Annotated in this window: 14 protein-coding genes; 5 read left to right on the plus strand and 9 right to left on the minus strand. The window is 73.5% G+C overall.

The window, feature by feature from the left end:
• Positions 1–44: 44 nt before the first annotated feature.
• The 4 genes from FXF68_RS05635 to FXF68_RS05650 all read right to left on the minus strand — a co-directional run bounded on the left by FXF68_RS05635 (position 45) and on the right by FXF68_RS05650 (position 3,262).
• Positions 45–287 (minus strand): CDGSH iron-sulfur domain-containing protein, encoded by a 243-nt coding sequence (locus FXF68_RS05635; protein ID WP_148757785.1) that lies wholly within the window; start codon positions 285–287, stop codon positions 45–47.
• Positions 262–951 carry a HemK2/MTQ2 family protein methyltransferase gene (locus FXF68_RS05640; RefSeq protein WP_187437792.1) on the minus strand — a complete coding sequence of 230 codons (690 nt, stop codon included), beginning with the start codon at positions 949–951 and terminating at the stop codon, positions 262–264. Before FXF68_RS05640 ends, FXF68_RS05635 begins: the two co-directional genes overlap by 26 nt.
• Positions 951–2,030 carry an iron-containing redox enzyme family protein gene (locus FXF68_RS05645; protein WP_148757787.1) on the minus strand — a complete coding sequence of 360 codons (1,080 nt, stop codon included), beginning with the start codon at positions 2,028–2,030 and terminating at the stop codon, positions 951–953. The genes FXF68_RS05640 and FXF68_RS05645 overlap by 1 nt, the downstream gene beginning before the upstream one ends.
• A gap of 209 nt (positions 2,031–2,239) precedes the next feature.
• Positions 2,240–3,262, minus strand: a complete 1,023-nt coding sequence (locus FXF68_RS05650; protein WP_148757788.1) for a Ppx/GppA phosphatase family protein — start codon at positions 3,260–3,262, stop codon at positions 2,240–2,242.
• A gap of 285 nt (positions 3,263–3,547) precedes the next feature.
• On the opposite strand from FXF68_RS05650, the gene FXF68_RS05655 reads away from it, so the two are divergent.
• A complete protein-coding gene (locus FXF68_RS05655; protein ID WP_148757789.1) occupies positions 3,548–4,540 on the plus strand; it encodes a helix-turn-helix domain-containing protein in 993 nt (330 codons plus the stop codon).
• A gap of 23 nt (positions 4,541–4,563) precedes the next feature.
• Here FXF68_RS05655 and FXF68_RS05660 read toward each other — a convergent pair whose 3' ends face one another.
• Genes FXF68_RS05660 through FXF68_RS05670 form a run of 3 tightly spaced genes read right to left on the minus strand, consistent with a single transcriptional unit; the run spans position 4,564 to position 6,979 of the window.
• Positions 4,564–5,337 (minus strand): ABC transporter permease, encoded by a 774-nt coding sequence (locus FXF68_RS05660; protein WP_148757790.1) that lies wholly within the window; start codon positions 5,335–5,337, stop codon positions 4,564–4,566.
• Positions 5,334–6,305, minus strand: coding sequence for an ATP-binding cassette domain-containing protein (locus FXF68_RS05665; RefSeq protein ID WP_148757791.1), 972 nt, complete (start codon positions 6,303–6,305; stop codon positions 5,334–5,336). The genes FXF68_RS05660 and FXF68_RS05665 overlap by 4 nt, the downstream gene beginning before the upstream one ends.
• Positions 6,306–6,316: 11 nt before the next feature.
• A complete protein-coding gene (locus tag FXF68_RS05670; RefSeq protein WP_148757792.1) occupies positions 6,317–6,979 on the minus strand; it encodes a DUF4097 family beta strand repeat-containing protein in 663 nt (220 codons plus the stop codon).
• Positions 6,980–7,205: 226 nt separating this feature from the next.
• Between FXF68_RS05670 and FXF68_RS05675 the strand changes: the two genes are divergently transcribed.
• Positions 7,206–7,958, plus strand: a complete 753-nt coding sequence (locus FXF68_RS05675) for a GbsR/MarR family transcriptional regulator (protein WP_148757793.1) — start codon at positions 7,206–7,208, stop codon at positions 7,956–7,958.
• Between the two features lie 31 nt (positions 7,959–7,989).
• On the opposite strand, the gene FXF68_RS05680 is transcribed toward FXF68_RS05675, so the two are convergent.
• Positions 7,990–9,510, minus strand: coding sequence for an alpha/beta hydrolase (locus FXF68_RS05680; RefSeq protein WP_148757794.1), 1,521 nt, complete (start codon positions 9,508–9,510; stop codon positions 7,990–7,992).
• A 140-nt stretch (positions 9,511–9,650) separates the two neighbouring features.
• Here FXF68_RS05680 and FXF68_RS05685 point away from each other — a divergent pair, with 140 nt between their 5' ends.
• The 3 genes from FXF68_RS05685 to FXF68_RS05695 all read left to right on the plus strand — a co-directional run bounded on the left by FXF68_RS05685 (position 9,651) and on the right by FXF68_RS05695 (position 12,801).
• On the plus strand, positions 9,651–10,799 hold the full coding sequence (locus FXF68_RS05685; protein WP_148757795.1) for a sensor histidine kinase: 1,149 nt from the start codon (positions 9,651–9,653) through the stop codon (positions 10,797–10,799).
• The gene (locus FXF68_RS05690) at positions 10,787–11,461 is read left to right on the plus strand and encodes a response regulator transcription factor (protein ID WP_148757796.1); all 675 of its coding nucleotides are present in this window, start codon (positions 10,787–10,789) and stop codon (positions 11,459–11,461) included. Before FXF68_RS05685 ends, FXF68_RS05690 begins: the two co-directional genes overlap by 13 nt.
• A gap of 116 nt (positions 11,462–11,577) precedes the next feature.
• Positions 11,578–12,801: an MBL fold metallo-hydrolase gene (locus tag FXF68_RS05695; RefSeq protein WP_148757797.1), complete on the plus strand. Its 1,224-nt coding sequence runs from the start codon at positions 11,578–11,580 to the stop codon at positions 12,799–12,801.
• A 112-nt stretch (positions 12,802–12,913) separates the two neighbouring features.
• On the opposite strand, the gene FXF68_RS05700 is transcribed toward FXF68_RS05695, so the two are convergent.
• Positions 12,914–13,513 carry a QsdR family transcriptional regulator gene (locus FXF68_RS05700; RefSeq protein ID WP_148757798.1) on the minus strand — a complete coding sequence of 200 codons (600 nt, stop codon included), beginning with the start codon at positions 13,511–13,513 and terminating at the stop codon, positions 12,914–12,916.
• Positions 13,514–13,580 lie beyond the last annotated feature (67 nt).

Raw genomic sequence — 13,580 nt, forward strand, 5'->3', positions numbered from 1 at the left:
CGGGAGCTGAGGGTCGGGAGCCGACTCCCGAATTCCGTGTCCGGTCAGTCGGCCGCCGGACGTTCCCGGTCGTCCGGCGGGCCGGCGCGGACGCGGCGGCGGTGGCTCGTGTCGCAGAACGGGAACGCGCGGCTGCGGCGGCACGCGCACAGCGCCACCAGGAAGCGGTCGGACGTCACCGTCGAGCCGTCGTCCATGACGACCTCGACGGGGCCCTCCACCAGCACGGGCCCGCCCGGGACGACCCGTACGCGCGTTCCCTCAGGCCGCTCGGCGTTCGGCGCCATGGTCCCTTCCCGTCGTCGTGATCCGTTCGGCGCGCACGACCACGAGGTCCTCGTGGCCCTGGCCCGGACGCAGCAGCCCCCGCGCCGCGAGGGCGTCCGCGCGGCCCCGCATCACCGGGCCGAACGGCTCGCGGTGCCGGGCCACCACCGAGGCCCGCATCCCCGCGCGGCGCAACGCGACCAGCGTCGCCGCCACCCCGTTCAGCGCGGAGTGCACGATGAGCAGCGTCCCGGACGGCGACAGGTGGCGGGGAGCCGCCTGGCAGATGCGGTCCAGGAGCATCCGGCCGCCGGGGCCCGCCTCCCACGCGCGGGCAAGGCCCTTCGCGGCCGTCGGATCGGCGTCGCCCGGCACGTAGGGAGGGTTGGCGACGATCACGTCGAAGACCTCCCCGGCGACCGGCGCGAACAGATCGCCGCGCAGCACCCGCACGCGCAGGCCCCGCACCATCGCGTTGAGCCGCGCCGTGAGCACCGCCCGCGCGGACACGTCCACCGCGACGACCTCGCAACCGACCTGAGCCGCGGCGACCGCCACCGCGCCCGTCCCGGTCCCCAGTTCCAGCACTCGCGCGCCCGGGTGGACGCCGGTGCCGCGCAACGCTTCCGCGAGCAGCCGCGTGTCGGACTGCGGGCGGTACACCCCCGGCGGGCGGAGCAGCATCACCGGCCCACCGTCCCCGGAAGGGGGTGGCGCAGCGATGTGCGGCCCGCGCGCCAGCAGCCCAGCATGTGGTCGGCGAGGCGGTCCTCCAGCAGGTTCGTGGCGCGGATCCCGAGGACGACGTCAGGCGCGAGGTCCGGCTCGTCGGCCAGCAGCCCGCCGATCACGTCGTACCGCAGCACCTGCTCGTGGACGGCGTCCGCCTCGATGTGCTCGGTGTAGAAGCGGAGCGCCCGGGGGCCGCCGCCGAGGCGCTCCAGCGCCCGCGCCATCCGCCGTGCGGACGGCGCCGTGGTGATCTCCGCGGCGGCGAAGTGGCCGACCAGCGCGCCGCGCAGCGATCGGCGCAGCCCGAACATCGACATCATGTTCACCGTGGCCAGCATCACCGCCGGGGCCGCGTCCACGTAGGCGCCGTAGGAGGAATCGAGGCCGAGGTCGTCCAGGAGGTCGGCGTAGAGGCCCTGGTGGATCATCTCCGGACGGCCGCCGCCGAACTCGTCGTGCTCCACCGCCACCAGCGCCGTCTTGGCGCGGCCCCGCAGGCGCGGGACGACCCAGGCGTGCGGATCGGCCTCCTTCAGGTGGTACACCGACCGGTGCGCGGCGTGCTCCAGCAGGTGCCACCGCTCCCCTTCGTCCTGGAGGTGGTGGGTGATGCCGTGCCCGTCGACGGGCTCGACCAGGAGTTCGTCGAGTGCGCCGTCGACATCGCCGGTGTTGAGGTCGCCGGTGTCGACGTCGCCGGGGTCGCGGAGCTCGGCGTCGCGGCGCAGGGCGTCCAGGAACACCGCCTCCATCGCGCCGCGCAGGCGCAGCAGGTCCGGATCCCACTCCCAGTCGGGGTCCACGTCCGTGAACCCTCGGTAGTGCAGCTCGTAACAGGTGTGCAGGGCGATTTGCAGATCCTCACCGTAGGGGTCGGCCGAGGCGACGGCCGTGAGAGTGTCGGACGGGCCCGGCGGTCTCCCGGCGAGGGTGTCCATTACGGCCCGTGACAATGGGCCCCGCGCTCCGGGCAGGACCGGAACCTCCGCTCGCGCGGCGGGCCCCCGGGTCGCGGCCTGCTGAACGGTCATTCTCTCCTCCGTCACGTTGACGCCCCGTTGCGGTACCCGTTCCCGTGCGTCCCATACGCCCCGATACGACGGAGTTGTCCGTTCAACAATCCGTTCACGGCCTGGTCAACCGGCGAGGACCCGCGGATCGAGCAGCCGGTCGCGACCGTCCCGCCTGCCGGCCGTACAGGTTCTTCGGGCCGAGGCGCCCTCCGGTCGAAGGCGGGCGGTCAGCCGGTGAGGACGGGCACCGGGCGCTGCGCGGCGGCGGGGACGGCCTGGGTGAGCCGCGCGGTCTCGTCGTCGGCCGCCGCCGGATCGGACATCGCCTGGAGGCGCCGCACGATCAGGCCCTCGCGGATCGCCCACGGGCAGATGTCGACCCGGTCGACCTCCAGGGTGGTCATCAGCGCCTCGGCCACGATCGCTCCGGCGAGGATCTGCGCCGCCCGGGGCCGGGACACCCCGCGCAGCTTCGCGCGGGCCGCCGCGCGCTTCGCCGCCAGGACGGGGATCTGCTCGCGGAGCCGGTCCACGTCCAGGACGCGCCGCGCGTACGGGCCCGCCTTGCGTCTGGGCGCCCCGGTCAGCCTCGCGAGCTGGGTGAACGTCTTGGACGTCGCCACCGCCCGCACCGGCCGGTCCCCTTCCAGGCCCGGCCTCACCTGCGCGGACGTCTCCGCCAGCCGCTCGTACACCTGGCGGCGCAGCCTCCGCACGTGCTTGCGGGACGGCGGGTCCCCCGGCAGGTGCGCGCGGGTGAGCCGTCCCGCGCCGAGCGGCAGCGACAGCGCGAGCGCCGGTTCCTGGCCGTCGCCGTGGGCGATCTCCAGCGACCCGCCGCCGATGTCGGCGAGCAGCAGCCGTCCCGCCGACCAGCCGTACCAGGCGCGGGCGGCGAGGAACGTCAGCCGGGCCTCGTCCCGGCCGGACAGGAAGCCGAGCCGCACGCCGGTCGACGCCGCGACGCGGGCGACGATCTCCTCCTGGTTGGCGGCGTCCCGCACCGCCGACGTCGCGAACGAGACGAGTTCCTCGACGCCGTGCGCGGCGGCGGCGCGCACGGCCTCCCCGACCGACGCGACCAGCCGGTCGACCGCCGGCTTCTCCACGGCCCCCTCGGGGTCGATCGCCTCGGCCAGCCGGGTCGGGCGCTTGACCGTCGTCACCGAACCCGGAGGTGCGCCGACGGCGAGGTCCACCACCTTGAGATGAGCGGAGTTGGAACCCACGTCGAGCACACCGATTCGCATGCCGACCCTTTACCCGATCATGGCGCGTTCATTAGTGGTCTTTCGCGGGACGCCCCGGTCATCGCGGCGCCGAACGCCAGGTTGGGACGAGGGGCGACCGTTCCAAGGGCGCCGCGGAACCCCGGTCGAGCGCGGGTGGGATTTGGTCGGACCATTTCGGTGAACGCGCCGAATGGTCGAGCTGGACGCGCCGCGCCACCCCTGGCGGCGCGGCCGTCGCGGCGGCGAGTGGCATACTTGCCGATATCCGAACGTTTTCGGCCACTTCCGTCGCGGGAGGCGTCCATGGCCACCGTCGCCCTCGCCCTGCTCGACGGGATGCCGCTGTACGAGATCGGCATCGCCTGCCAGATCTTCGGCGTGGACCGCAGCGAGCTGACCGGATCCGGGTGGTACGAGCTGCGGCTCTGCGCGGCCGAGCCGGGCGACGTGGAGTTCGAGTTCGGGTTCACCGTGCGCGCCGAGCACGGGTTCGACGCCCTGGCGGAGGCCGAGATGGTGGTCGTCCCGGGGCTGCCTTACGAGTACGTCGAGTCGGAGTGGACGGCGCCGTCCGGGCTGACCGACGCGCTCGCGCGCGCCCATCGCGCGGGCGCGCGGATCGTGTCGCTGTGCACGGGCGCGTTCATCCTGGCGGCGGCCGGGCTCCTGGACGGGCGTCCGGCGACGACCCACTGGATGCACGCCGAGACGCTGCGCCGCCGCCACCCGGACGTGCGGGTCGACGCCTCCGTCCTCTACATCGACGACGGGGACGTGCTGAGCAGCGCCGGACGCACGGCCGGTCTCGACCTGTGCCTGCACATCGTCCGCCGTGACTTCGGGGCCGAGGTCGCGAACCAGGTCGCGCGGCGGATGGTGGTGCCCGCGCACCGTCCGGGCGGGCAGGCACAGTACGTGGAGGCCCCTGTCCCGCGCACGGACGCGGAGGGGCTCGGGTCCGTCCTGCAATGGGCCGCCACGCGGCTCGACGAGCCGCTGACCGTCACCGACCTCGTCCGGCAGGCCCGGATGAGCCCGCGGACGTTCGCGCGCCGCTTCGCCGCGCACACCGGGACGAGCCCGTCGCGGTGGCTGCTCGACCAGCGGCTCGGGCGCGTCCGCCTGCTGCTGGAATCCACCGACCTGCCGATCGACCAGATCAGCGGGCGGAGCGGCCTCGGCTCGGCCGCGAACCTGCGCCGCCATTTCACCCGGCACGTCGGCGTCACGCCCACCGACTACCGCCGCGCGTTCCGCATCCGGAACGGCCAAGGGCCGCCAGACCGGGTGGTCTGACGGCCCTTCCGGCCGGTCCACGGTCACGCTTTGTTGTAGGTGTGCTTGGCCCAGAGGTAGGAGACGACGCCGATTCCGGCGCACCACGCGATGGCGATGACGGCGTCGTCGCCGATCGGACTTCCGAGCAGCAGGCCCCGGACGGTCTGCATGATCGGCGTGAACGGCTGGTAGTCGGCGAACCAGCGCAGGACGGTCGGCATCGAGTCGGTGGGAACGAATCCGCTGCCGAGAAACGGGAGGAACACGAGGGGCATCGGCGCGTTGCTCGCCGCCTCCGGCGTCGGGGACTTCAGGCCGAGCGCGACCGACAGCCACGTGATGGCCACGACGAACAGGATGAGCAATCCGGCCGCCGCCAGCCATTCGAGAACGGTGGCATCGGGACGGAACCCGACCGCGAGGGCGACGACGATGACGACGGCCATGCCGACGAGCTGCTGGATGACGCTCGCGACCACATGCCCCGTGAGGACCGACGCCCGGGAGATCCGCATGGTGCGGAAGCGGGCGATGATGCCCTCCGTCATGTCGGTGGCGACCATGACCGCAGTTCCGGTCGCGGCCATGGTCGCCGCCATGAGCAGGATGCCGGGGACGACGTAGTCGACGTAGGTGTCGCGCCCGCCGCCGATGCCCGCGCCGAGCGTGCCGCCGAAGACGTAGACGAACAGGAGCAGCAGGATGACCGGCGTGATGACGAGCTGCACCGTCATGGACGGGTAGCGGATCAGGCGCTTGAGCTGGCGCCGGACCATCGTGGACGAGTCGCGGGCCGCGAGACCGAGGGCGCTCATCGGGAGACCTCCGCTTTCTGGCCGGTGTCGTGGCCGGTGAGGGTGAGGAAGACGTCGTCGAGGTCGGGCGTGTGGACGCTGAGGTCGGACGGTTCGACGCCCGCCGCGTCCAGCCGGGCGAGCAGTTCGCGCAGGGACGCGACGCCGCCGTCCGACGGGACCTGCAAGGTGAGCCGGTCGTCGTCGGACGGGTCCACGAAGCCGCGGCCGAGGGCGTCGAGCGCGTCCTTGAGCGCGTCGTCGTCGGTGAACCTCAGGGACACGTGGCCGCCGGGGATGAGCCGCTTGAGCTCGTCGGCGGTGCCCTCGGCGATCAGCCGTCCGTTGTCGAGGAGGGCGATGTGGTCGGCGAGGCGGTCGGCCTCGTCCAGGTACTGGGTGGTCAGGAAGACGGTGACGCCGCCCGCGACCAGTTCCCGGACGATGCCCCACATGGTGCGGCGGCTGCGCGGGTCGAGGCCGGTGGTGGGCTCGTCCAGGAAGATCAGGCGCGGGTCGCCGACCAGCGTCATCGCCAGGTCGAGGCGGCGCCGCATGCCGCCCGAGTAGGTTCCGGCGGGCTTGCGGGCCGCGTCGACAAGGTCGAACCGCTCCAGCAGCTCGGCCGCCCTGCGCCTGCCGTCGCGGCGGGACAGGTGCCTGAGGTCGGCCATGAGGAGCAGGTTCTCCTCGCCGGTGAGCAGCTTGTCGACGGCCGAGTACTGCCCGGTGACGCCGATCGCGCCGCGCACGTCGTCCGCGTGGCGCGCCAGGTCGAACCCGGCGACCCGGACCTCGCCGGCGTCGGCGCGGAGCAGGGTGGACAGGATCTGGACGGTGGTCGTCTTGCCCGCGCCGTTCGGCCCGAGCAGGGAGAAGATCGTCGCCTCGGGGACGGCCAGGTCGACGCCGTCGAGCACGACCTTGTCGCCGTCCTTGCCGGGGAAGGACTTGCGCAGCCCGTTCGCCGCTATGGCCAGGTTCGTCACTGTTCTGCTCCTCAGAGGCTGCGGGCGGTGATGTCGCCGTGGGAGGTGGTGGCGCGGATGTCGAGCGCGGGCGCGCCGTCGTTCTTGAGGGCGTTGTCGATGCGGCCGTAGGCGGTGCCCGCGTCCAGGACGGCCGAGACCCCGGCGGCGGCGCCGACCGAGATGTCGCCGGACTGGGTGCGCAGCACGACCTTGCCGCCCGCGGCCTCGGTGATCGTGATGTCGCCGCGCATGGTGCTGATGTCGGCCGAGCCGTTCAGCCGTCCGACCTCGACGTCGCCGTCCGTCGCGGTGAGGTGGACGCCCGCCGCCTCGTCGATCTTGATGTGCCGGTAGGCGCCGTCGAAGACGACGTCGCCGAGGCGTCCGACGGCCCGGAGCTCGGCCGCGCCGGTCGTCGCCTTGACGTGGGACCCGGCGGGCAGCTTGACCGTCACCTCGACGGACCCGGCCGGGCCGACCGCCCGGCCGCCGGTCGCGGCCTTGATCCGCAGGACGCCGTCGCCGAAGTCGACCGCGGTCTGCTCGGCGGCCCGCACGTCGCGCCCCTTGGCGGCGTTCGCGGGACGGACCTCCACCGAGGTGTCGCCCCGGTCGGCGGCGATGAACTGGACCCGTCCCGCCGGGATCTCGACGACGGTGGAGATCGGGCCGGGGGTGTCGAACTGCCGCATCGCGCACTCCTTGCACTCGTGGTTTCCGATGATGGAAACGCTACGTTGCATTCCAAATCTCTGCAAGCAACTCGTTGCACGAGAGATGCATAGATGCAGGTGAACAGCTTGAAAGTGTTGCAACAGCCTTCGTGATTAACGCAACAACCCTCGCCCTCTCATTGCAATGGCGAGTCAGTGAACGCTATGGTGGAGGCGTTCACGGACCGCCGGGGAGGGGATCGCGATGCCGGGAGGCAGGCTCAACCAGCAGGACCGCCAGCAGATCGCGGCGGGGCTGGCCGACGGCCTCCCCTACGCCGAGATCGCGCGGCGGCTCGACCGTCCGACCTCGACGGTCACGCGCGAGGTGATGCGCAACGGCGGGCCCACCGGCTACCGAGCCGACCTGGCCCACCACGCCACCGAGCGCCGCGCCCACCGCCGCAGGCGGGCCGCGCCGCGGGCGGAGGCGGCGGAGCGGCTCGACGGACGCGACGCCGAGGCCGTGCGCGAATACACCGACCGGCTGACCACCGTTTTCATGACGTCCGGCCTGCCGAAGATGATGGCCAGGGTGCTGGCCTGCCTCTACACCACCGACTCGGGGAGCCTCACCGCGTCCGAACTGGCGGAGCGGCTGCGGGTCAGCCCGGCGTCCATCTCCAAGGCGATCACGTTCCTGGAGAACCTGGAGCTCGTCCGCCGCCAGCGCGACGAGCGGCGCCGCGACCGCTACGTCGTGGACGACGACCTGTGGTACCAGTCGATGATCCGCAGCGCCCGCTCCAACGGCGAGTTCGCCGACGCCGCCCGCCAGGGCGTCGACGTCCTCGGCGCCGGCACCCCGGCCGCCGCCCGCCTGGAGAACGCCGCCCGCTTCCTCGACTTCGTCACCGAGAGCCTCTTCCGCGCCGCCGAACAGGCCCGCGAGGTCCTCTACGCCCCACCCGAGACCTTGACCTGCCACTCGGATCCAACAAAACCGAGCAACCGGTAAACGACGATCGCGGACCTTCGCTCGGCGAACCCTAGGCCGTCCCGGCGGGGCAGGTCGGGTCGGCGGCTGGGAGGACGCCGGTGGCCAGGTAGGCGTTGACCTCGGTGTCCACGCAGGCGTTGCCGTATTCGCCGTAGATGCCGTGGGCGGTGACGCCGCGCAGGGTGAGCAGGCGGGAGCCGGTCAGCGCGCGGTGCATGGCCTGGCTGCCCTGGTAGGTCGTGGCGGTGTCGCCGGTCGCGGACACGATCAGCGCCGGGGTCGCGTTGCCGACGCGCGTCGGGGCCTCGCGCGGGTCGTTCGGCCAGAACGCGCACGGCCAGATGTTGTTCTTGAGCGGGCCGAAGAGCGGGTGTCGCGCGCGGCTGCGCTGGACGTCGTCCCAGTAGGCGTCCGGGTCGCGCGGCACGGCGCGGTCGCCGCAGGTGATCGCCGCGGCCGGGCTCACGAGCGGGGAACCCTCGCTGGTCAGGACGAACGCCAGGAACCCGTCGAGTTCGGGGCCGGGGTCGGCCTGACGGCGGTGCGCCGCCTCGTTCAGCGTCCGGACGGTGGACGCGAACTCCGCGCGTCCCGCCGGACGGTCGTCCCCCGAGCCGACGGAGAGCAGATACGGGACGGCCTGGTCGTCCACCTCGTACCGTCCGACGCGCAGCGGGCGCTCCTCAGCCGCGGCGACGATCGCGTCCACGGTCGCGAGCACCCGGGCGGGCGTGGCGCCGAGCCCGTAGGCGCCGTGGCGTTCGGCGGCCCACACCGCCCAGCCGCGCAGGGCGCGCTCCGCCTCGTCCTCGGTGCCGCGCAGCGCCCGCGCGCCCCACGCCTCCGGGTCTCCCGCGCTGTCCAGGACGACCCGGTCGGTGCGGCCGGGGAACATCTGCGTGTAGACCGCGCCCAGGTAGCTCCCGTAGGAGTAGCCGAGGAACGAGATCCGCCGCTCCCCCAGCACACGCCGCACGAAGTCGATGTCGCGGGCCGTGTCGCGCGTGTTGGCGAACGGGAGCACGTCGGCGTGGCGGCGGGCGCAGCGCTCAGCCAGATCACGCTGCACCGCCACCTGGTGGTCGAACCGGGCGCGGGTCGAACCCGCCGAGCGGAGCCACATGCCGATGGGCCAGCCGCAGTCGAGCGGCGTGCTGCGTCCGACGAAGCGCGGGTCGAGGCCGACGAGGTCGTAGCGGTCGGCGACGTCCTTCATGGCCGTGCGCACGTCCAGCGGCATGCCGAGCGTGGGCTCGCCGGGGCCTCCGTTGTTGAGCACCAGGGTCCCGATGCGATGGGCGCGGTCCTTGGCGCGGATGCGGGAAAGCGCGAGCTTGACGGTGCGTCCGTCCGGCTTGGAGTGGTCGAGCGGGACGGCGACCTCCGCGCACCGCGCGCCCGCCTTGTCGAGCTTGCGGCCGAGCGCGTCGCCGGGCCCCTGGACGCAGCGCTTCCAGTGCAGCGGCGGACGCGGACCGCCATCGGCCTCGCTCAGCGGCGCGACGGCGGCGGACAGCGCGATCAGGGCGGCGACCGGCACCAGCCGGGTCAGCAGGAGTCTGGGTTTCATGGCCGAGGACGCTATGCGCGCCGGACGTCCCGTCCGATACAGCCAACCGCAGGCGCCGTGCTACAGCCCGCTGTAGTGCCCGGCTGGAACCGGCGGCGGACAATGATCTCCAAACCGCCGTCATCAAGGAGGAGGCGCGCATGCGCGACCGGGTGCTCCGGGGCTCGGCCTACCTGCTGGGCACGCTGGTCACCGCCGTGGCCACGGTGCTCGCGCTGCCGGTGCTGCTCGCGCCGCCCGTGGCGCGCGGCTGGGCGGACTGGCACCGGCGGCGGGCCGCCAGGCTCCTCGGCGTCCCGGCCGAGGGCCGGACGCACCGGGACCTCGCCTGGACGTTCGCGCACGTCGCCGCCGGGTTCCCGCTCGGCCTCGCCGCCCTGGTGTGCCTGGGCAACATCCTGGTCGCCGCGGTGGCGATGACGTCGTGGTGGGCGTTTCCCGCCGACGCGCGTCCCACCCTGTTCTCGGTCGCCGACGTCCGCGTGGACGGGTGGACGACCGCGCTGGTCGCGGGCTCCGCGCAGCTCGCCGTCCTCGGCGCGGCGGCGTGGTGGGCGCTTCCCGCGCTGGCGCGGCTGCACGCGCGGCTGTGCCTGGCGGTGCTCGCGCCCTCGGCCCGCGACCGGCTGACCGAACGGGTTGACGCGCTGACCAGGAGCCGGGTCGGGGTCGTCGACGCCCACGGCGCGGAGCTCCAGCGGATCGAACGCGACCTCCACGACGGGACGCAGGCGCGCCTCGTGACCATCGCCATGCAGCTGGGCATCGCCCGCGAGGCGCTCGCCGACGACCCGGACGCGGTCGCGACGCTGATCGGGCAGGCGCACGACACGGCGGAGGAGGCGATGGCCGAGCTGCGCGCCGTCCTCCGGACGATCTACCCGCCGATCCTCGCCGACCGGGGGCTGGACGGCGCGCTGACCGCGCTCGCGGCCCGGTCGGGCGTGCCGGTCCGCGTCGAGCGCGCCGGGCTGGACGCGCTCCCGGCGCCCGTGGAGGCGGTGGCCTACTACGTGATCGCCGAGGCGCTGACGAACGTGGCGAAACACGCGGCCGCCACCCGCGCGGACGTCCGGGTCGAGCGGGCGGGCGACGTGCTGTCCATCGAGGTCACCGACGACGGGCGGGGCGGGGCGGACGAGGCGCGCGGCACCGGGATCACCGGGATCCGGCGGCGGGTCGCCGCCCTGGACGGCTCCGTCCGCCTCGACAGCCCGCCGGGCGGCCCCACCACGCTCGCCGTCCGTGTAGCGATCGTTCCGGAGGCGGGGGCGCCGTGCGAGTCGTGATCGCGGAGGACAACGTCCTGCTGTCCAGCGGGCTGGAACTGCTGCTCGCGTCGAAGGGCTGCGAGGTGGCGGCGGTCGTCCGGGACGGCCCGGCCTTCCTCGCCGCCGTCGCCGAACACCGTCCCGACATCGCCATCGTGGACGTGCGGCTGCCGCCGACGTTCCGCGACGAGGGGATCCACGCGGCGCTGCGGGCCCGCCGCGAGCACGGCGCGCTGCCGGTCCTCGTGCTGTCGCAGTACGTCGAGCGCGAGTACGCGGGCGAGCTGCTGTCCGACGGGCGCGGCGGCATCGGCTACCTGCTCAAGGACCGCATCGGACGGGTGGCCGAGTTCGTCGACGCGCTGCGCCGCGTCGCGTCCGGCGGCACCGCCATGGACCCCGAGGTGATCGCCCAGCTCCTCGCGCGGCCCGGCGAGCCGCTCGACGCCCTCACGGCCCGCGAGCGCGAGTCGCTCGCGCTGATGGCGCAGGGCCACGACAACGCCACCATCGCCGAGCGGATGCGCATTTCCGACAACGCCGTCCACAAGCACATCGGGAACATCTTCGCCAAGCTCGGCCTCGCCCCGGACGACTCCGGCCACCGCCGCGTCCGGGCCGTCCTCGCCTACCTGGACGGCACGCGGGAGGTCTTGCCAGCGCGCCCCGATCGGCCGTAGGGTCACACCAATCTCTGTAGTGAACACTACAGAGATCCACGCCCCTCGCCGGTCGTCGGCGACCGTCTCGCCGCATGCCTCTGGCCACCCCCAGCGAAGGAAGAGGTCGTCCCACCATGTGCGAAGAGTCCGGAGAAGAGTTCCGTGCAGAGGCCCACGAGGAGTCGTGCGGGGAGTCCCGCCCGCGGCTGTCCCGCAGGGGGCTGCTGCGCTCCGCGGGAGTGGCGGCCGGGGCGGTGACCGTGTCCGGCGTCCTGTCCGGCACCGCGTCGGCGACGGCGCCGTCCGCCCCGGCCGCCGCGAAGGGGTACGGGACGCGGCTCGTCCTGCTCGGCACCGCCGGAGGGCCCATCTGGTGGAAGGGGTCGGACCGGGACGGCGTGTCCTCGGCGGTCGTCGTCGGGGACGCCATCTACCTGGTCGACTGCGGGAACTCGTCCGTCCACAACTTCCGGGACGCGGGCCTGCTCGGGCCCGGCGACGGCAAGAACGACCTCGGCGAACTGCGCGCCGTGTTCCTCACCCACCTGCACTCCGACCACGTCGCCGACTATCCGGGCCTGCTGCTCTACGGCATCTGCGGCGGCGGGCTCGGCCGGGACGACCGGCCCGTCCAGGTGTTCGGGCCGGGACGGCGCGGGGCCCTCCCGGCGGTGTTCCCGCCCGCCCGGCCCGCGCCCGAGCCGGTGAACCCGGCCGCGCCGACGCCCGGCACGGTCGACATGACCGCGTCCCTGGTCGCCGCGTTCGCCACCGACTTCAACGACCGGCTCTTCGACACCGGGTCCCCGGCGATCACCGCCCGGGTGAAGGCCCATGACATCGCCTTGCCCGACGGCGCCGCGCCCGGCGGGAAGATCCCGCGCCTGGACCGGCCCATCCCCGTCTACGAGGACGACCGGGTGCGCGTCACCGCGACGCTCGTCGACCACGGGCAGATGTTCCCCGCGTTCGGGTTCCGGTTCGACACCGACGACGGCTCGGTGGTGTTCTCCGGCGACACCACGGTCTCGGACAACCTGGTCGACCTCGCCGGGGACTGCGACGTCCTCGTCCACGAGGTGATCGACCAGGCGTGGGTGGAGCAGAGCATCGCGGCGCTGCCCGTCCCGCAGGAGACCAAGGACGGCTACATCAACCACATGATCGGCTCGCACACCACCATCGAGCAGGTCGGGAAGGTGGCGCGGCGGGCGGGGGCGGGCAGGCTCGTCCTCAACCACTTCTCGCCCGGCCACCTCCCGGACGGGCGGTGGCGCCGCGCGGGCCGCGACTTCGCGGGGCAGGTCGTCCCCGGCCGCGACCTCATGCAGATCGGCGTCGGACGCAAGAAGCACTGACCGGCGAGTTCGGGCGCGCGGCCCGGCGGGAGACGGGTCGCGCGTCCGGGCGTCAGTGGGCGCGGCCCGGCGGGAGACGGACCGCACCACACGGGGGCCGGGAGCGCGGGGCTCAGGGGCGGGGCGGGGGAAGCAGGGCGGCCAGGACGCGGCCCGCGGCGTCGGGGTCGGCGGGTTCGCCGGTGATGGTCGGCAGGTAGTGGAACGACTCGGTGACGCGCAGGACGGTGTAGGCGAGATCGTCCAGCGGCAGCGGGGTGGAGACGCGGCCGTCCGCCAGGTCTTCGGCGACCTTCTCGCGGATCAGGTCGAGGAGCCTCGGCTGGAAGCCGTGCGACTTGAGCGTCAGCAGCCGCATCGCGAGGTCGTTCTCCTGCTCCAGGAACCGGCGGGCGCCGGGCTGGTCCCAGATGGCGCGCAGCAGGCGGACCATCAGCTCGGGCACGCGCGGGCCCGGCTCGGACGCGAGGCGTTCCCACTCGTCCCGCAGGGTACGTTCCGTCAACGACCAGATGACCTCGACCAGGAGCTGCTCCCTCGTCCCCACCCAGCGGTAGAGGGTGACGCGGCTGACGCCCAGCTCGGCCGCCAGGGACTGGACGTCGAGCCGCCGTCCGGCGAGGAAGTCGGCGCGGGCCCGCCTGAAGGCGTCCAGGGCGGTCGGCCTGCCCTTCCGGCCCGCCAGCTGACGTTGCAGCGGGGTCTGTTCCATAGATGAAACCTCCTCATCGGACGTTACACCTTGACAACGGAGCGAAGCCCACTCCAGTGTATGAAAC

The sequence above is a fragment of the Actinomadura decatromicini genome (genome assembly GCF_008121305.1).
GTDB classification, from domain to species: Bacteria; Actinomycetota; Actinomycetes; order Streptosporangiales; family Streptosporangiaceae; genus Spirillospora; species Spirillospora syzygii.

Excerpts from the sequence above, each read along its gene's own strand:
- FXF68_RS05635 (WP_148757785.1), bottom strand. The coding sequence starts at position 287 with ATGGCGCCGAACGCCGAGCGGCCTGAGGGAACGCGCGTACGGGTCGTC.
- FXF68_RS05640 (WP_187437792.1), bottom strand. The coding sequence starts at position 951 with ATGCTGCTCCGCCCGCCGGGGGTGTACCGCCCGCAGTCCGACACGCGG.
- FXF68_RS05645 (WP_148757787.1), bottom strand. The coding sequence starts at position 2,030 with ATGACCGTTCAGCAGGCCGCGACCCGGGGGCCCGCCGCGCGAGCGGAG.
- FXF68_RS05650 (WP_148757788.1), bottom strand. The coding sequence starts at position 3,262 with ATGCGAATCGGTGTGCTCGACGTGGGTTCCAACTCCGCTCATCTCAAG.
- FXF68_RS05655 (WP_148757789.1), top strand. The coding sequence starts at position 3,548 with ATGGCCACCGTCGCCCTCGCCCTGCTCGACGGGATGCCGCTGTACGAG.
- FXF68_RS05660 (WP_148757790.1), bottom strand. The coding sequence starts at position 5,337 with ATGAGCGCCCTCGGTCTCGCGGCCCGCGACTCGTCCACGATGGTCCGG.
- FXF68_RS05670 (WP_148757792.1), bottom strand. The coding sequence starts at position 6,979 with ATGCGGCAGTTCGACACCCCCGGCCCGATCTCCACCGTCGTCGAGATC.
- FXF68_RS05675 (WP_148757793.1), top strand. The coding sequence starts at position 7,206 with ATGCCGGGAGGCAGGCTCAACCAGCAGGACCGCCAGCAGATCGCGGCG.
- FXF68_RS05680 (WP_148757794.1), bottom strand. The coding sequence starts at position 9,510 with ATGAAACCCAGACTCCTGCTGACCCGGCTGGTGCCGGTCGCCGCCCTG.
- FXF68_RS05685 (WP_148757795.1), top strand. The coding sequence starts at position 9,651 with ATGCGCGACCGGGTGCTCCGGGGCTCGGCCTACCTGCTGGGCACGCTG.
- FXF68_RS05695 (WP_148757797.1), top strand. The coding sequence starts at position 11,578 with ATGTGCGAAGAGTCCGGAGAAGAGTTCCGTGCAGAGGCCCACGAGGAG.
- FXF68_RS05700 (WP_148757798.1), bottom strand. The coding sequence starts at position 13,513 with ATGGAACAGACCCCGCTGCAACGTCAGCTGGCGGGCCGGAAGGGCAGG.